Annotated in this window: 17 protein-coding genes; 9 read left to right on the top strand and 8 right to left on the bottom strand. The window is 71.2% G+C overall.

Annotation, left to right across the window (positions count from 1 at the left end; translation table 11 throughout):
* Positions 1–17 precede the first annotated feature (17 nt).
* On the top strand, positions 18–1,010 hold the full coding sequence (locus tag P3T35_RS31610; protein ID WP_101384675.1) for a hypothetical protein: 993 nt from the start codon (positions 18–20) through the stop codon (positions 1,008–1,010).
* Here the strand turns inward: P3T35_RS31610 and P3T35_RS31615 are convergent.
* Positions 999–2,717: a GAF domain-containing protein gene (locus tag P3T35_RS31615; RefSeq protein WP_101384676.1), complete on the bottom strand. Its 1,719-nt coding sequence runs from the start codon at positions 2,715–2,717 to the stop codon at positions 999–1,001. The genes P3T35_RS31610 and P3T35_RS31615 overlap by 12 nt on opposite strands.
* Before the next feature lie 231 nt (positions 2,718–2,948).
* On the opposite strand from P3T35_RS31615, the gene P3T35_RS31620 reads away from it, so the two are divergent.
* Both P3T35_RS31620 and P3T35_RS31625 read left to right on the top strand, forming a co-directional pair.
* Entirely contained in the window at positions 2,949–3,599 is a 651-nt protein-coding gene (locus tag P3T35_RS31620; RefSeq protein ID WP_180356835.1) for a pyridoxamine 5'-phosphate oxidase family protein, read from the top strand.
* Positions 3,600–3,939: 340 nt separating this feature from the next.
* On the top strand, positions 3,940–4,134 hold the full coding sequence (locus P3T35_RS31625; protein ID WP_143677041.1) for a hypothetical protein: 195 nt from the start codon (positions 3,940–3,942) through the stop codon (positions 4,132–4,134).
* 87 nt (positions 4,135–4,221) lie between these two features.
* Here P3T35_RS31625 and P3T35_RS31630 read toward each other — a convergent pair whose 3' ends face one another.
* Entirely contained in the window at positions 4,222–4,983 is a 762-nt protein-coding gene (locus P3T35_RS31630; protein ID WP_101384679.1) for a pirin-like bicupin family protein, read from the bottom strand.
* A gap of 112 nt (positions 4,984–5,095) precedes the next feature.
* Between P3T35_RS31630 and P3T35_RS31635 the strand changes: the two genes are divergently transcribed.
* The 3 genes from P3T35_RS31635 (at position 5,096) to P3T35_RS31645 (ending at position 6,309) form a co-directional block, all read left to right on the top strand.
* Complete coding sequence (locus P3T35_RS31635) at positions 5,096–5,326, top strand: hypothetical protein (protein ID WP_228717897.1); 231 nt, start codon at positions 5,096–5,098, stop codon at positions 5,324–5,326.
* 77 nt (positions 5,327–5,403) lie between these two features.
* Entirely contained in the window at positions 5,404–5,892 is a 489-nt protein-coding gene (locus P3T35_RS31640; protein WP_101384680.1) for an Lrp/AsnC family transcriptional regulator, read from the top strand.
* Positions 5,893–6,138: 246 nt separating this feature from the next.
* Positions 6,139–6,309: a hypothetical protein gene (locus tag P3T35_RS31645; protein WP_180356836.1), complete on the top strand. Its 171-nt coding sequence runs from the start codon at positions 6,139–6,141 to the stop codon at positions 6,307–6,309.
* Between the two features lie 31 nt (positions 6,310–6,340).
* Here P3T35_RS31645 and P3T35_RS31650 read toward each other — a convergent pair whose 3' ends face one another.
* The 5 genes from P3T35_RS31650 to P3T35_RS31670 form a co-directional block, all read right to left on the bottom strand.
* Positions 6,341–7,144: a methyltransferase domain-containing protein gene (locus P3T35_RS31650; RefSeq protein ID WP_101384681.1), complete on the bottom strand. Its 804-nt coding sequence runs from the start codon at positions 7,142–7,144 to the stop codon at positions 6,341–6,343.
* A gap of 323 nt (positions 7,145–7,467) precedes the next feature.
* On the bottom strand, positions 7,468–7,620 hold the full coding sequence (locus tag P3T35_RS31655) for a hypothetical protein (protein ID WP_180356837.1): 153 nt from the start codon (positions 7,618–7,620) through the stop codon (positions 7,468–7,470).
* 301 nt (positions 7,621–7,921) lie between these two features.
* Entirely contained in the window at positions 7,922–9,187 is a 1,266-nt protein-coding gene (locus P3T35_RS31660) for a geranylgeranyl reductase family protein (RefSeq protein WP_101384682.1), read from the bottom strand.
* Positions 9,188–9,386: 199 nt separating this feature from the next.
* A complete protein-coding gene (locus P3T35_RS31665; RefSeq protein ID WP_101384683.1) occupies positions 9,387–10,016 on the bottom strand; it encodes a DsbA family protein in 630 nt (209 codons plus the stop codon).
* 135 nt (positions 10,017–10,151) lie between these two features.
* Entirely contained in the window at positions 10,152–11,348 is a 1,197-nt protein-coding gene (locus P3T35_RS31670; RefSeq protein WP_101384684.1) for an MFS transporter, read from the bottom strand.
* 188 nt (positions 11,349–11,536) lie between these two features.
* On the opposite strand from P3T35_RS31670, the gene P3T35_RS31675 reads away from it, so the two are divergent.
* From P3T35_RS31675 to P3T35_RS31685, 3 genes are all read left to right on the top strand, one after another.
* Positions 11,537–12,454, top strand: a complete 918-nt coding sequence (locus P3T35_RS31675) for an alpha/beta hydrolase (protein WP_101384685.1) — start codon at positions 11,537–11,539, stop codon at positions 12,452–12,454.
* Between the two features lie 364 nt (positions 12,455–12,818).
* Complete coding sequence (locus tag P3T35_RS31680) at positions 12,819–13,784, top strand: molybdopterin-dependent oxidoreductase (RefSeq protein WP_101384686.1); 966 nt, start codon at positions 12,819–12,821, stop codon at positions 13,782–13,784.
* A 535-nt stretch (positions 13,785–14,319) separates the two neighbouring features.
* On the top strand, positions 14,320–16,014 hold the full coding sequence (locus P3T35_RS31685; RefSeq protein WP_101384687.1) for an APC family permease: 1,695 nt from the start codon (positions 14,320–14,322) through the stop codon (positions 16,012–16,014).
* 49 nt (positions 16,015–16,063) lie between these two features.
* Here P3T35_RS31685 and P3T35_RS31690 read toward each other — a convergent pair whose 3' ends face one another.
* Entirely contained in the window at positions 16,064–17,422 is a 1,359-nt protein-coding gene (locus P3T35_RS31690; protein ID WP_101384688.1) for a cytochrome P450, read from the bottom strand.
* Between the last annotated feature and the right edge of the window lie 61 nt (positions 17,423–17,483).

Raw genomic sequence — 17,483 nt, forward strand, 5'->3', positions numbered from 1 at the left:
CAGGCAGGGAGTCCATCATGCCCACCATCACTCTCGACGCCGCCGCACTGGAGAAGCTGGTCTCGGCCGCGGTCGCGGCGCCGTCGCTGCACAACAGCCAGCCTTGGCACTTCCGGTTGCGGCCCGAGACCTCCACCCTGGAGGTCCGCGCGGCTCGCGAGCGCGCGGTGCCCGCCACCGATCCGCAGGGCCGGGCCCTGCACATCTCGGTGGGCGCCGCCGTCCTCAACCTGCGGACCGCCGCCCGGCACCTGGGCTGGGCGCCCGAGGTGCGGCTGCTGCCCGACCCCGGTGAACCGGATCTGATGGCAACCGTCGAACTCGACCAGCCCTCGTCAGCGCGGCTCGCTCCCACCAGTGCGCTCTACGAGGCGATCTGGCACCGGCACACGATCCGCACCCCGTTCAGCGGGGACCCGATATCAGCCACCGTCCTCGATCAGCTGGCCGAGGCCGCCCGGATCGAGGAGGCCCTCCTGGCCTTCCCCGACCACGCGGAACGCGAGCGGCTGCTGCGGCTGACCGCCGAGGCCGAACGCCGCAGCACCACCGACTCCGAGCGGAGTGCCGAGAGCCGCGCCTGGATCCAGAGTCCGGGCGGCCCGCCCTACGGCATCCCGGCCGGCGCTCTCGGCCCGCAGGACGCCGCTGGACACGTGCCGATGCGGGACTTCTCGGCCATCCGCCCCGCCGAGCACCTACCACCGGCCGAATTCGAGGCCGAGCCGTGCCTTGCCGTCCTTGCCACCGAGCACGACCAGCCGGCGGACTGGCTGCGCGCCGGGATGGCGCTGGAGCACGTGCTGCTGCTGGCGACCGTCCACGAGGTGCGGGCCTCGCTACTGCACCAGGCCCTGGAGTGGCCGGGCCTGCGCTGGGAGGTGCGTGACCCCGAGCTCCGGCCGGGCTTCGTGCAGATGGTGCTGCGACTCGGATACGGTGGCGAGGGTGCGCCAACCCCGCGCCTGGCGGTCGCGGACGTACTTGACGCTGAGCCGTCATCCGGTTGATACGGGAGCGCGCCAGCACAGCTTCGTGCCGCCCTGCGGCAGCGCTGCCGCTTCGAAGGTGCCGCCGTGGGAGGCGGCCCGCTCGGCGAGGTTGGCCAGGCCGCTGCGGCGGCCGCCCTCAGGCAGCCCGACGCCGTTGTCCGTGATGGTCAGCACGAGTTCCGCCCCGGCAGCCAGAGTGACCTCCACGGCGGTGGCCCGTGCGTGCCGCGCGGCGTTGGACAGTGCTTCTTGGAGCACCGCGACGGCGTCCTCGGCCACCGCCCTCGGCACCGCTACGTCCAGCAGGCCGGTCATCCGCAACGCCGGGGCGAAGCCCAGCGAGGCCGCCGCACGCTCGACAGCTTCAGCCGCGCGGGCCCGCAGACCGGTGGTCTGAGGGCCGGTCTCGCGGGCTCGCAGGCCGAAGATGGTGGCGCGGATGGTCTTGGCGGTCTCGTCAAGGTCGTCGATGGCGCGCAGCACCCGGTCCCGCGCCTCGGGGTGGTCGATGAACCGGATCGCGCTCTGCAACGTCATCCCAGTGGCGAAGAGGCGCTGGATGGCCAGGTCGTGCAAGTCCCGGGCGATGCGGTCGCGCTCCTGGAGCAGCGTGATCTGTTCGGCGTCGCGGCGTCGCTCGGCCAGCTCCATCGCGACCGCCGCCTGTCCGGCGAAGCCCGCCAGCGGCGCCGACTCGTCCTCGTCGAAGAGCGGTTTGCCGGCCGCCCGGGCCAGCATCAGCACCCCGCGCACGCCACCCTCCGGCGTGCCGATCGGCACCGCGACGGCCGGGCCAAGGCCTGCCCAGCGTGGCGGCCCTGCGGTGATCCGCGGGTCCCGCTGCACGTCGCCGCTGACCACCAGGCCGCCGGTCAGGGCCGCAGCGCCCATCAACGATCCGGACAACGGCAGTACCAGCCCGGCGTGCTCCTCGGCATCCAGCCCGACTGCGATCCGCACCTCCAGATCTTCGGCCTCAGCCACCGGCATGGCGACGACAGTGAGATCCGCTCCGGCGATCTCGTCGGCCCTGGCCACCAGCGTGTCCAGCACCTCGGACTCGCTGCGTCCCAGCAGCAGGCTGTTGGTCACCTCCGCGTTGGCCGCCAGCCAACGTTCCCGCAGCCGCGCCTGCGCGTAGAGCCGCGCGTTGTCGATCGCCACGCCCGCCGCCACGGCGAGGGTGGTGAGCACGGCCTCGTCCTCGGCATCGAACTCGCGCCCACCACGCTTCTCGGTCAGGTAGAGGTTGCCGAAGACCCTTTCCCGAACCCGGATCGGTACACCCAGGAAACTGTGCATCGTCGGGTGGGCGGCGGGAAAGCCGTATGACGACGGGTGGTCGGAGATCTCCGGCAACCGCAGCGGCCGCGGGTGGCGGATCAGCTCGCCCAGCAGACCGTAGCCGGTCGGCAGGTGGCCGATCTTCTCAACCTGCTCGTGGGTCACGCCGACGGGGATGAACTGCGAGAGTCGCTGGTCCTCACCGATCACGCCGAGCGCGCCGTACCCGGCGTCCACCAGGGTCACTGCGGCTTCGACGATGTGCCGCAGAGCCTGGGACAGCTCCAGGTCCCGGCCAACGGCCAGTACCGCCTCCAGCAAGCTGTGCACGCGGTCCCGGGTGCCCCGGGCGGCGTCCAGCCGCGTCTGCAGCTCGTCCAGCAGCTCGTCCAGGCGAAGCTGGGGCAGTGGTGTCGAACCATCTTCCGACGCGCCGTTCACCGGCTTCCTCCACGGCTTGCCTACTGCCCTTCGTCCAGCCTAGACATCGGCTTCCGAAGTGGCGTGCCGAGGCCCCTTCGGCCATGTGCCAGGACCGTTCGGCCCATGGAGGAGGCGGCCATCTCGGCGGACGCTGGAGGGGACAGCCAGAGGAGTGCGGGCCAGGCAGGCGCCGTTAGACCGTCACCCTCTTCCGCACCTGATGGCACGCACCTCTGCCGAGGAGTCACTGTGAACCCGCGTCCAGCCCCAGCCGACGTGGCGCGCCGGATCGCGGAGCGGTCCGCCCAACTCGGTCTGACCGAGGGGCAGCTCGCCAATCAGGCGGGAATGGCTCCGCGCTACCTGAGGCAGCTGGTCGAAGCCGATACTGGTTTCGACCCCAGTGGCCTTCTGCGGGTCGCGGCCGCACTGCACCTCACCTACCAGGAGCTGCTCGAAGGACGGCGCGACCCGCCCTCCGGCCAGGGCGGAGCGCCCTCCCGCCCGGTCCTGGTCCGCCTCACCACGTCGGAGTGCTGGGACAAGCTCGGTACCCACGGAGTGGGCCGCGTCGTGCTGCTCGCCCTGCCTGCTCCGCTGGCCTTCCCCGTCAACTACACGGTGGACGCCGAGACGGTGGTCTACCGCACCACCCCACACGGCGCCGCTGCCGCCGAGTCAGGTGCGGCCGTGTCCTTCCAAGTCGACCACATCGACGACCACCTCAGACGCGGTTGGAGTGTCCTGATCACCGGCACCGCCCATCACGTCAACGATCCCGACACCGTGCGCCAGCTGGACCAACTGCCCGGCACCGAGCCATGGGCCGGCGGCGATCGTCCGCTCTGGGTGAGTGTCGCGCCAGACCAGATCACCGGCCGCCGCGTCGGCCCCGGCTGAGCCAGCCGCGGTGCGGTCGCACCACTGCGCCGGGTTCGCTGCGGCTCCGGCAAAGCGGAGCACTGTTGGCGGCCGTGCCCGTCGAGCCGACACCATGAGCCGCCCGAATCCCGGCTGGCGCTCTGCTCCGATCACTCGGGTCGGCACTTGCGGCCGGCATGGAGGACTAGACCAGTGACCTGACGAGTCGTCAGACCAGGAGGTCACGGAGGCCGGCACCAGTGGTTCCGCCCCGCTGGTCGCGGGCCTGGAAGCCGACGCCGCGCAGGCCGCCGGGCATGCGCTCGGCTTCGCCAACCCGCTGTTCTACTCGCTGCGCGGCACCCCGGCCATCCACGACGTGGTGCCAGCCCCGGCCGGTCAGGCACCGCTGGCGCTGACCTACAGGCCGTCCTGGAGCACACCGGGGGCGTACAACACCTACCTGGACACCTTGGACCAGGACAGCACGCTGCACACGGCTCCCGGTTATGACGACGTGACCGGTCTGGGCGGGGTCACCGCCGCCTTCGTCTCCTCGTTCGCCAAGCGCTGAGTCGTCTCCGGTCCTTTCCCGGTCCCGTCGGCGCCGCCCGGATCAGGGCGGCGCCATCGGTGTGTCGAACGCGGCGTGGGCCGGGGGTCAGCCGACCGTCACGGCCGCCGTCATCTCCCAGACCAGGGCCTCGGCGCCGTCGGGGCCGCCGGTGATCCGCCGGCCGTCGGAACCGGTGATCCGGGCGGCGTCGCCGGTGCCCAGTGGGCCGGCTCCTTCGAGCTCGGCGCTGCCCCGCGCGATGAACAGGTGGGCGAACGGCGAGGTGGGCAGCTCCAGGGTCTCCCCGGGCCGGATCCGGGCGACGTGCAGCGCGGCGTGCTGCTGCCGGATGGCGATGGCGCGCTGGTTGGTGTGCTCGGGCATGCCGGAGGCCAGGGTGACCCAACCGCCGCGGGCGAGCTCGTCGTTGATGTCGAGCTGCTCGTAGCCGGGCTGGATGCCGGCGGCGTCGGGGATGGTCCACATCTGCAGGAAGCGGACGGGTGTCTGGTGCTCGGGCCGGCCGGTGAGCGTCCAGGAGTCGTTCTTCTCGCTGTGCAGGATCCCGGTGCCGGCGCTCATCCGCTGGGCCAGGCCCGGGTAGATCACGCCGTTGTGCCCCTCGGAGTCCTGGTGGACCAGGGAGCCTTCCAGCACCCAGGTGACGATCTCCATGTCGCGGTGCGGGTGGGTGTCGAAGCCGGTCCCGGGCGCCACCACGTCGTCGTTGGAGACCAGCAGCAGCCCGAAGTGGGTGTTGGCCGGGTCCCAGTGCCGGGAGAACGAGAAGGAGTGCCGGGAGTCGAGCCAGTCGGTGCGGGTGTGGAAGCGCTCTTCGGCGCGGCGGACGTCGAGTACGGATGCCATCGGTAGTCCTCCCTCGGTGTTGTTGACAGTTCAACAATACTCCTCGCGGGGTATTCCCACCGCCGGCGGGTGCGTGCATGCGGCTGCCGTCCGGAAGGAGCAGCCTTGAGACATGGACACCGACATGCGCAAGGATGCGATCGCCGAGGTGGCCGGCATCGACGCCGACGCCCGCTACCGCCTGGTGCGCTTCCGCGGTCACAACTGGGAACCCGTGGACGAGCAGGAGTTCCGCGCCGAAGCCGCCCGCCTGTTCCCCGCGACCGATCCGACCGAGCCCGGCCGAGTCGCCTGGCAGGACCACCCGTGGGAGTGGCCCAGCTGGCATGCGGGCGAGGCATAACGCAGAACGGCCGCTCCGGCGGGCCGCCACGCAATCCGCTGTTTGACCTCTGAGCAGCGGTGGCGGATTCTTGCGCCGTGGACGACATCGATCTGCAGATCTTGCGCGAATTGCAGGCCGACGGGCGACTGAGCAACCAGGAGCTCGCCGACCGGGTGGGCCTGACCGCGTCGCCCTGCATGCGGCGGGTGCGGCAGCTGGAACGCGACGGGGTGATCCAGGGCTACCGTGCCGTGGTCGACCCGGACGCGGTGGGCCGGGGCTTCGAGGTGCTGGTCTCGGTCGAGGTCCGCCGCGAGCGTGCCGCCGTGGAGGCGTTCGAGGCCGCGCTCGAGGAGATCCCGGACGTGATCGAGGCCTACCGCCTGTTCGGCAGCCCGGGCTGCCTGCTCCGGATCGCGGTGGCCGACCTGCAGGCCTATGAGCGGCTCTGGATCGAACGGCTCACCTCGCTCGCCGGGGTGACCGAGGTCAACTCGCAGATCATCATGAAGCGGATCAAGGAACCGCGCGGCGTCCCGGTGGGCCGGCCCAGGCCTGCGGGCGGGGGAGGCCTGCGCGCCTGACGCAGCTTCACGCACACCTGCGTCGCACTTCGGTCCCTGGGCCGGTGGCCCATGCGCCCGGGACCTCGGGCGGGTCATCGTGAAGGAGTGCCACGTATACGAACGGCACGCTTCCGGTCCGGGTTCCGGCCGCTCACTCGCACGGTCGCCCCCAAAGGCGACCGGCGAACGGGCGCGCTACGACTGGGAGCCCGGCAATCCGGTCGCTGCTCGCCGCGGTCGCGCTCACCAGTTGGGAACCCCGCCATGAACGACCGCTCGGCCTCGCAGGCCACCGTGGGCGCCACCGTGCACCTGATGCAGCCGGACGGGAGTGCGGGTCCGGCCCTTGCGCCGGGCTTCCTCAGGAAATTCAGGAAATCTTCCACCGGAAGCCCGCACCCGCATCTGTTGGTGCGGGTGCGGCTGCGGCCCTGACCGGCCCGGACCGGTCAGGCCGTCGGCCCGACTACCGGGATTGCGCGGGTCGTTGGCCCCAGCAGCTGATCAACGGGGCGGTGGTGACGTCGAGTTCGGTGTCGCGGAGGTTCGCCAGGTGCTGGTCCAGATCGGCGTCCGAGAGGTCGGGGCCGACCAGTTGGCCGCGCAGTTGGCGGACCGTCGCGGCTTCGAGCTCGCGGCAGGCGCGTGAGGTGATGGGGGAGTAGGCCTCGGCGGCAACGTCGGTGAGGCCGGCGGCGCGGAGCAGCCGCGGCAGGGTGCGGCCGAACGCGAGGTCCACGCCGCGTTCGGCGAGGCGGGCGCGGAACGACCGACGGACCCGGTTGGCCAACTCCTCGTTCGGCCCGAATTCGTCGGGGCAGGCCAGGGGCTGCAGGGCGGGGTCGGCGTCTTCGATGACGAGCCAGCCGCCGGGCCGCACGCTCGACACCAGCTTGCGCAGGACCTCGGCCCGGTCCGGCAGGTGGACCAGCACAAGACGGGCGTGGACGAGGTCGAACTGCTCGTCGGGCAGCGGGTCCTGGGTGATGTCGTGCCGGCGGACCTCGACCGTGTCGGTGAGCAGAGTGGTCAGCCAGTTGATGTCGAGATCGCTGGCCAGCACCCGACCGGTCGGGCCGACCCGCTGCGCCAGCGCCCGCGCGATACCCGGTCCGCCCGCGCCGACCTCCCAGCAGTGGTACCCGGCGGTCACCCCCAAGCGGTCCACGTGCTGCAGGGTCCATGCGTCGAACAACTCGGCGATGGCGTCGAATCGCCGGCCTGCTTCGGGCTGCCGGTTGTCCAGCAGGTAGGCACGCTCGTCGGCCATACTCTCCCACCTCTCGGGTCGCTTCGCCTGCCAACGGGTGTTGCGGTCACTGGCGATGATCTTAGGCGATGGGCGCGGGGCGGGCTGGGAGACCCCGGTGGTGCTGCTGTGCCGGTCTGCCTGCCGAGCAGAGCTACCGGACTGGCAATGCGGTGCGGCCGTCGGGCAGTTGACGACTGCCGCCACCTGCCGGAGATCAGCCGGGCGCCCGTCGGAGCGTCAGGTGGCTGCGGGCGGCACGTGTGCGTGTGCTGCGGCCTGCCGGAAAAACGGAACGGGCCGTCACCGGTGGCTTCGGTGGCGGCCCGCTGTGCTTGGGGTGGTCATGCGCTCAGGTTGGTCAGGGCGCGGCGCGCACGCTGGGTGGTGCGCTCGGCGCGGCTCTTGAGTCGCAGGGCGCGGATGACGCGGTATTCGGCTGCCTCGCGCAGGCGCTCGTCGATCGTGGCCCGTGCTGCGTCGAGTTGGTAGGTCATGGCAGTCTCCCCCTCTTGGGTATGGGCGGCCCGTCGGCATCGTCGTGGTGCCTCTTCTGCAGGTCGCCCTGTCACTAAAGATTCTACACCCAACTGGGCTGAGCTCCTTGCATTTTTCGCCCCATCCCGGGGAATTGCCTGCTGATCGAAGGATTTGGCGCCGGTTGAGGGTGTGTTCAAGTTCCGTTGCGGGTGGGTTTGTCGGAGTTGGCTCCGCCGACACGGGGTGGGCAGGGGTTCCGGCGCGGCCGGGTGCCGCCGGGCACTGGCGTGCCGTCAGTACCGCGCGCGCCGGCGGCGGTCAGCGGCGCAGCGGTGGGACCAGGCGCAGCACGGTGTTGAGGACCGAGTCGATGCCGTCCTGCGCGGGATCGGCGGTGGCCTGGCTGAGCAGCCGCAGGACCACGCTGATCGCGGTCGGGCTGGTCATGATGCGCCGACTGACCAGCGGCCGGTAGCCGACCCGGCTGAAGAGCTGCGCGGCAACGGTGTTGCCCAGCCGGTAGTAGCGGCCCCAACGGTGGTCGAGCTCGGCCGAGTACCGGTGGAGCGCCTGCTCACGGCGTGGTCCGGGCGGCCGGGTGAGGGCGAGCGCGATGGTGTCGGCCGCGATCTCGGCGGCTTCCAGGGCCTGGGCGATGCCCTCGCCGTTCCACGGGCTGATCATGCCGGCGCTGTCACCGATCACGAGCAGGCCGGCGCGGTATTCGGGGCGGCGGGTGAGGCCCATCGGCAGCGCGGCACTGCGTGATGGACCGTCGGCGTGCTGCTCGTCGAGGTCCCAGCCGGCCGGCAGCCGATCGACCCACTGGCGCAGGGTGCCCCGCAGGTCGGTGGCGCCGTGGCGGCGGTGCGGCAGGCCGCCGAGGCCGACGTTCACCCGGTTGTCGGCGAGCGGGAAGATCCAGCCGTAGCCGGGTAGGTCGGCTCCGCTCCCGGCGCAGCGCACGTCGGCCCAGAAGTGCAGGTAGTCGTCGGTGAAGGCGTCGGTGCGGTAGTAGCGGCGGATCGCGGTCCCGAGCGGGCGGCCCGGGGCGCGCTGCCAGCCGGTGGCCAGGGCGGTCCGGGCGCTGGCGCCGTCGGCGGCGATGACCAGCGGCGCCCGGAACTCGGTGGGGGCGCCGTCGGCGGTGACCGCGGTGACGCCGGTGAGTCGGCCGGCGGCATCGGTGAGTGGGGCGGTGACTTTGGTGCCGGTGTGCAGCCGGGCGCCGGCGGTCTGGGCGTGTCGGGCGAGCAGGTGGTCGAAGTCGTGGCGGGTGCGGGTGAGGCCGAAGTCGGGGAAGCCGCCGTGCGCGGGCCAGTCGACGTCGGCTTGCCGGCCCGCGCAGTGCACCCGCACGCCGCGGCTGCGCCGCCAGCCGGGGTCGTTCAGGTCGATGCCCAGCCGTAACAGCTGGTGCACGCCGCGCGGCGTCAGGCCGTCGCCGCAGACCTTGTCCCGGGGGAAGGTGCTCTTCTCCAGCAGGAGGACGTCGATGCCGGCCCGTGCGAGATGTGCGGCGGCGGCCGAGCCGGCGGGGCCGGCGCCGACCACGATGACCTGTGCGTTCCTGCGTTCGGCCATCTCGGCTCCTTCGGATCGATGACCCTCGTCCGCCTGGGCAGTGCTCTCCCCAGCCTCTACCCGGGTTGGAGCCGGACGAGTCTCACTCGATCGGGCGCTTGACCGAGCGCCAAGCCGTGGGTTCTGGCTCGGCGCCCGGCCGGTGCCCGACCCTCGACGGCCCGGCCCACGGCGCCGCATCACCCGGTCCGTGCCCGGCTCAGTCGACGATCGGGCGGCTGCGGCCGCGCTTGATCTCGAAGAACCCGTCGGTCCCGGCGAGGAGGAGGACACCGTCCCACAGCTTGCCGGCCGCCTCACCCCGGGGGACAGGGCTGACCACCGGGCCGAAGAACGCGTTGACGCCTCCGTCCGGGCGCGGGATGTGGATGGCGGGCACACCCAGGTCCTCACCGATCGGGTCGAGGGCCGCGCGGTTGCCGGCCAGCAGGGCCTGGTCGAGGTCGGTGCTCTCGGCGGCGTCGGCCAGCTCGGCGGGCAGACCGCACTCGGCGAGCGCCGCCAGGCTCAACGCGCGGTCGATCGGGGCCTTGTCCAGGTGGATGCGGTTGCCGAACGCCGTGTAGAGGTCGCGCAGCACCTCGTTGCCGTGGGCGCGTTCGGCGGCGAGCATCACCCTGGCCGGCCCCCACCGCTCGTCGAGCCACTCGCGGTACCAAGCGTCCACCTCTCGGCCCTCGTTGTGCACGGCGAGGCTGAACACCTGGAACCGGGTGCGGACTTGACGAACCTGCTCCACCTCCAGCAGCCAGCGCGAGGCGATCCACGCCCACGGACACACCGGGTCGAACCACATGTCGACAGTTGTCACGTCCGTACTCCTGATCATCGGTCTTCCGTCTTCCGAGATAGACCGTATGGGGCCCAGTGGGCCTGAACCGAGCCCCACTTCAGGTCGATCGGATTGGCCCACTCTGCCGACCTGCGTGACGACCGAGTCGTGGGCAACGGGTCCGACGAGTGGTCAGCGGCAGACGGGGACTCGGGTGGCCTCGGCGCCGGCCGGCTCGGGGCGGCGTGCGCGGCGCTCCAGGGCGGCCGACCAGAGGGCGAGAGCGAGGGCGGCGGTGGCGAGGGCGGCGCCGACCCAATCGGGGGCGGTGTACCCGAGCCCGGCGGAGATGACCATGCCGCCGAGCCAGGCGGAGAGTGCGTTGCCGAGGTTGAACGCGCCGATGTTGACGGCGGAGGCCAGGGTGGGGGCGCCGTGTGCCTGGTCGAGGACGCGCTTCTGCAACGGGGGGACGGTGGCGAAGCCGAGCGCCCCGATGAGCAGGATGGTCGCGGCGGCGAGGATCTTGCTGTGGGCGGTGAAGGTGAACAGTGCCAGTACGACGGCGAGTCCGCCGAGTGCGCCGTACAGCATGGGCATCAGCTTGCGGTCGGCGAACCTGCCGCCGAGGAGGTTGCCGAGGAACATGCCGATGCCGAACAGCACCAGGAGCCAGGTGACGGCGCCGTCGGAGTAGTGGGCGACGTGGGTCATCATCGGGGCGATGTAGGTGATCGCCGCGAAGACGCCGCCGAAGCCGAGCACGGTCATCGCCATGGCGAGCACGACCTGGGTGTTGCGGAAGGCGGCCAGTTCCCGCCGCAGGTGGGCGTCTTGGGGGCGAGGCAGGGCGGGCACGAGCTTGACGATGCCCAGCAGGCCGACGATGCCGAGTGCGGCGACGGCGGCGAAGGTGGCGCGCCAGCCGACGGCCTGGCCGATGAAGGTGCCCAGTGGTACGCCGACGATGTTGGCGACGGTGAGTCCGGTGAACATGGTGGCGATGGCGCCGGCCTTCTTGTCGGGGGCGACCAGGTCGGCGGCGACGACTGCGCCGATGCCGAAGAACGCGCCGTGGGCGAGGGAGGCCACGATGCGGCCGGCGAGCATCACGGTGAAGCTCGGCGCGACTGCGGAGAGCAGGTTGCCGACGGTGAACAGGCCCATCAGCACCATCAGCATCGTCCTGCGGCTGGTCTTGGTGCCGAGCGCGGTCATCAACGGCGCGCCGACGACGACGCCGAGCGCGTAGCCGGTGACGAGCAGGCCGGCGCTGGGGATGGAGACGCCGTAGTCGCCGGCGATCTGGGGCAGTAGGCCCATGATCACGAACTCGGTGGTGCCGATCCCGAAGGCCCCGATGGCCAGGGCGAGGAGTGCGAGAGGCATGAGGCAGTCCTCCATGCGATGCGATTACTAGTGCGTATTACAGGCTTCGACAATAATTGCAGACGCTGTATATGTGCAAGCGCGGGCATTGCGTCTTGGTCTTGGAGGCGGTGTCCCGGTCGGCGCCGGGCGGGGCGCGGCTGACCATGGGTCAGTCATGCCCGAACCGGACGTGCGAGCATGACCGGATGACTGCAAGTTCCCATGAGCTGCACGAACTGCACCGGGTGACGACACCGGTTCTGGAGATCGCCTACCACCGGACCGGCGAGAGCCGCCGGAAGGCTGACGCTCCGGTGATCCTGCTGCACGGCTTTCCCTACGACGTCCGGGCCTACGACGAGGTGGCGCGGCTGCTCGCTGAGGCCGGTCGGCAGGTGCTGACGCCTTACCTGCGTGGTTACGGGCCGACCGGGTTCCTGGCCGAGGACACCCCGCGCAGCGGCCAGCAGGCCGCGCTCGCGCAGGACCTGGTCGAGTTCATGGATGCGCTGGGGATCCGGCGGGCCGTGGTCGCCGGCTACGACTGGGGCGGGCGCGCGGCCTGCGCGGCGGCGGCGCTGTGGCCGGAGCGGATCCAAGGCCTGGTCACGGCGGGCGGCTACACCGTCCAGGACATCGCCCGCGCGATGGAGCCCGCCGCACCGGAGGTGGAGCACAGATATTGGTACCAGTACTACTTCCACTCGGAGCGCGGCCGCAGAGGTCTGGAACAGAACCGCGAGGAGCTGTGCAAGCTCCTCTGGCGGCTGTGGTCGCCGACCTGGCCGGAGGCCGAGCAGGCCTTCGCCGCCTCCGCGCCCAGCCTGCACAACCCGGACTTCGTGGACGTGGCGATCCACTCCTACCGGCACCGCTACGGCCTGGCGGCGGGCGATCCGCGCTACCAGAGCCTGGAGGACCAGCTGGCCGGGCTGCCGCCGGTGACCGTTCCCACCGTGGTGCTGGCGGGTGAGGAGAACGGCGTGATCCCGGCCGCCGACCAGACCGGTACCGAGCGCTTCACCGGCTCGTGCGAGGTGCGCACCCTGCCCGGGGTGGGCCACAACGTGCCGCAGGAGGCCCCGGCGGCGTTCGCCGCGGCGATCCTGGAGCTGCCCCGCTAGCCGATGCGCGGACGGTGGGTCAGGGGAGCCGTGCCGAGCCGAAGGTGTCGTTCGGTGCCTTGACGCCAGGTAGGGCGAAGAAGGCTCCTGGATCACTTTCCGGGCTAGTACGAACTCGTCGGTCAGCTGACCCACCTCGGCTACCAAGTGACGCTGCAGCCTGGGGAGGCGGCCTGACCTGCCCAAGCGGTATACGAATGGGGATTTTCGTACTGGCCCAGAAGCTGAGCCAGAACTCGAACTCAACGCAGCGGCGCGGGCGTTCCACTCCTGCGGAGCCCAGGAACCTGCCCTGAGCGATGTCAGTTGCTCCTTGTACTGTCGACAGCACGTAACGGCGAGTACGACACGGGGGACATGACACATGATCAGGACCGATCCGGAGACGCCCGACCTCTTCATCACCCCGGCCGACGACGTCTTCATCCGTAACCATCTTGGACCGCACCCGCGGCTGGACCCCGAGACCTGGTCGCTCACCGTCGAGGGCCTGGTGGAGCGGCCCCTGCGGCTGGACTTCCCGACCATCCAGGGCCTGCCGCAGATCCGCTTCACCGCCGTCCACGAGTGCTTCGGCAACCCACTGCGCCCCGACGTGCCAACCCGCGCCGTCACCAACCTCGAGTGGGCCGGTGTCCCGCTCGCCGCGGTACTGGAGCTCGCCGGCCCGCGCCCGCAGGCCCGGCACGTCTGGCTGGAGGGAGCCGACTTGGGCGACTTCGCCGGAGAGAGCGGCTTGAACTACCTCAAGGACCTGCCCCTCGACCAGGCGAGCGCCGAGGTCATTCTCGCGCACACCATGAACGGCGAGCCGCTGCGCCCCGACCACGGCTACCCGCTGCGCGCGGTGGCGCCCCGGATGTTCGGGACCAACTCCGTCAAGTGGCTGAGCCGGATCGTGCTGGCCGCCGACCGTCCCGATCACCTCTTCACCACCCGTCTCTACACCCGCATCCTGCCCGGCGAGCGCGAGGCCCGGCCGGTCCGCGAGAAGGACGTCAGCAGCAAGCTGCTCACCCCGGACGACGGGCGCCCCGTCCCGGCCGGAAGCTGCGAACTGGCGGGCTACGCCTGGAGTTCCACCGAGGTGACGTCCGTCGGGATCGCCGTGGACGACGCCGACTGGCAGCCAGCCGTGCTGGACCGGCGTGGCCCGGATCCCGCCTGGCAGCGCTTCCGTCTCCGGTACGACCTGGCCCCGGGCCCGCACCGCATCCGCTGCCGGGCCACCGACTCCGCCGGGCGCGTCCAGCCGCTCACCGGCGACCGAAACGCCGTCCACGAGATACACGTCGTCGCCGAGGCAAGCACGCGACCGGCTGAGCGGTGATCGCCGGGCGGCGGGCCCTCCAGGACCGGCTGGATGCCGGCTCCGCGGCAGCGCAGCCATACCGACTCGTTACCCGGCCCCGCCCGGTCGCCTCCACCACTTGACGATCCCTCCGGTCGGCCCAGCTCGATGTCTCGTCAACACCGAGCGTGAGCATCTGGAGGGATCGTCAGTTCGGAAACCGAGCGGCCGGGGACCCTGCTACCCGAATGCCAGTGAACTGCCGTTCCTTGTCGGCGATCCAGCCGGTCATCGCGCTGGGCCCAGACAGTCGCAGGTGCCGCGGCACCGCGCGGCCCAGCACCCCAGCCGACCGCACAACGGCGAGGAGCGGCTCGCCATGGCTCTCCGGAGCTCGAACCTGATTCGACAGAACAGTCGCTGAAGCGGTCGCTCAATCCCTAGACCATGTGATCTATGACATGGTACACCTTCACGAGCGCGGTTCGGGTTACGCGCCCGAGCCGCCGTCCGGGGGGACCGCACCTGATCGCCGCGATCGCCCCAGAACGCGGCCCCAGCACTGAGGAAGCTCATGAGACATACGGTGAAGGACCACGGCGCGGCCGTGGTCGGGCAGGGCCAGCTGCGCCGGTCCGTCGGCGTGTTCGGACTGACGATGATCTCCCTCGGCTCGATCATCGGATCGGGCTGGCTGCTCGGCGCCTACAAGGCCGCCACCCACGCCGGGCCCGCCTCGTTGCTCTCCTGGCTCCTGGCCACGGTCATCCTCGGCGTCCTCGCGCTCATCCACGCCGAGCTCGGCGCCGCCTACCCCGTCGCCGGCGGGACGGCGCGGTTCCCCGCGTTCGCCTTCGGCCGGCTGGCCGGCTTCACCGCGGGATGGGCGGCCTGGTTGCAGGCGGTGACGCTGGCGCCGATCGAGGTCGAAGCGAGCCTGACCTACCTGGACAACATCGGCTGGGCCCACCGCCACCTGCACCTGCTGAACCAGCATGACGCGACACTGACCACCCACGGGCTCCTGCTGGGCACCGCGCTCATGGCCCTGTTCACCGTGATCAACCTGGTCGGCGTGAAGTTCCTGGCGGAGAGCAACTCCGTCGCCGTGGTGTGGAAGGTGGCGATACCGCTGCTGACGATCGTGGTGCTGCTCGCGCTCTCCTTCCACCCGGGCAACTTCGGTGCCGGCGGCGGGTTCTTCGCCAAGGGGCCGCAGGGAGTCTTCGCCGCACTGCCCGCCGGCGTGGTCTTCGCCGCCCAGGGCTTCGAGCAGTGCATGCAGTTCGGCGGCGAGGCCCGCAACCCGCAGAAGGACATCTCCCGCGCGATCCTGACGGCGATGGCCATCAGCGCCGTGGTCTACATCCTGCTGGAGGTCGCCTTCATCGGGTCGCTCAACCCCGCCGACCTGGTGCACGGTTGGGACAAGCCGATGGCCAAGGGCTCCTTCGGTCCGTACGCGACCCTGGCCGGCGCCGCGGGCGCCGGTTGGCTGGTCTCGATCCTGTACGCGGACGCACTCATCTCACCCGCGGGGACCGGCCTGGTCTACATGGGCACCGCCTCGCGCCTCAGCTACGCCCAGGGTCATGCCGGGGACCTGCCGAAGGGGCTCAGCCGGCTCACCCGCCGCGGCATCCCGGTCTGGGCGGTGATCCTGGCCTTCGTCGTCGGTGAGATCGCCTTCCTGCCCTTCCCGAGTTGGCAGAGCCTGGTCGGTCTGATCACCTCGGCGACCGCCATCATGTACGCCTTCGCCCCGGTCTCCCTGACCGCACTGCGCAGGCGGGACCCGCAGCGCCCCCGCCCCTACCGCGTCCGGCACGGTCACCTGGTCGCGCCCATCGGTTTCGTCGCCGCCAATCTGGTCATCTACTGGGGCGGCTTCGACACCACCTGGAAGCTCGAGGTCGGGATCGGCGCCGGCTTGGTGCTCTTCGCCCTGACCCAGGTGCTGCGCAAGGAGTCGCTGCCGATCAGCAAGGGCGACTGGAGGGGATTCGCCTGGGTGCCGGTGTGGCTGGCGGCCGCCGTGGTCCTGGGCTACCTCGGCAACTACGACAGTGGCGGCTTCCGCGCCGGGGGTGGCGAGTTGGCCGTACTGCCGAACCTGGTCGATCTCCTGGTGGTGGCTGCCGTGAACCTCGCCATCTACTTCTGGGCGATCACCCTTCCCCTTCCCACCCAGGAGGTCCACGCGCTGGTCGCCAAGGACGAGACCGCGCCGGCCGACACGCTGGACCCGCCCGTCTCCGTCACCACCTGAGCGGCCGGCCCGGATGCCCGTGGCATCCGGGCCGCCCGGGCGCGGTGCGTCAGGCCGCCGGGGTGTTCTCGCGCGCCCGGACTCGCATCAGGAGGTTGGCGGGGTTGTTGGTCGAGGTCATGACGCCGCGTACCTGTACTCCGGGTACGGGTTCCAGGCGCCATCGGCTCGCGATGGCGGCGACCACCGCGGTCATCTCCATGCGTGCGTAGGACTCCCCGATGCACAGGTGGTTTCCGGCGCCGAAGGGGATGTACGCGCCGCGGGGGACGGGCGTCCGGTCGGGTAGCCAGCGGTCGGGGTCGAACCGGGTGGGGTCGGGGAAGTAGTGCGGGTTCCGGTGCAGGACCAGCGCGCTGAAGATGAATTCGGTTCCCGGGGCGAAGTGGTAGCCGCCCAGTTCGACATCGGTGGTCGCCCGCCGGATCGTCATGCCGCCGGGGTTGCGCATCCGCAGGGCTTCGTCGAGCACCCGGCGCAGGTAGGGCAGGCGGCCCGGGTCCTGGGGCGCCGGCGGCTCGGCGGCCGCACTCCGCAGCTCCGCGTGGAGCTGCCGGTCGACGGACGGGTTCTCCCCGAGCTCGTGGAAGAGCCAGGCCAGGCCGCCCGCGGCGGTCTCCGTCCCGGCGACCAGCAGGGTGATGAGCTCGTCGTGGACCTGTTGGTCGGTCATCGCCTCGCCGCTGTCGCTGTCCTGGGCATCGAGGAGCATCGACAGCAGGTCGCGGTGGTCGCTCTGCGGGTTGTCACGGCGGGTGCGGATGAGGTGGTCGATGGCGCCCCGCAGGCGGCGCTGCGCGGTGGCGAGACGCCGGTTGCCGGGGGTGGGGAGGCGGTGCCACAGGCCGGTGGGGTCGAGGACACGGGTGTACATGCCGCGCAGCACGATGGGCATGGCTTGGTGGATGTCGGCGGTGAGGCCGTCGTCCAGTGCGGTGGAGAAGAGGGTCGCGGTGACGAGCGCGAGGGAGAGGTCGTGCATCTCGCGGGTGACGTCGATGAGCTGGCCCACCCGCCAGGAGGCCGCGCGCTCGGCGGCGATCCGCGTCATCGTGTCGGCGTACAGGGCGATCTGACGGTGATGGAACGCCGGCTGCATCAAGCGTCGCTGGCGCAGGTGGAAGGAGCCCTCGGAGGTGGCCAGGCCCTGTCCGAGGTAGTCCTGGAGTTTTTCGAAGGAGCGGCCCTTGGCGTAGTTCGCCGCATCGGCGACCATCACGCGGTTGACCAGGTCCGGGGCGGCCAGGACGTACGTCGGCTTGGGGCCGAGGTGGACGGCCACGAGCCGGTCGTAGGCGGTCAGGGTGTCGAGGAACTCCAGCGGACGGCGCCACATGGGGTAGGCGTGGCCGATCACGGGCATCCGTCCCGGAGCGACCGGTGGGGTGGGGCGGCTGGCGGTGGTCATCGTGGTCCCTCTCGGCGGGCGGGCCGGTGGTTGGGGCCGGGTCGGCTGGTCCGCGGTGCCG

The organism is Kitasatospora sp. GP30, from assembly GCF_029892145.1.
Lineage (GTDB): Bacteria > Actinomycetota > Actinomycetes > Streptomycetales > Streptomycetaceae > Kitasatospora > Kitasatospora acidiphila.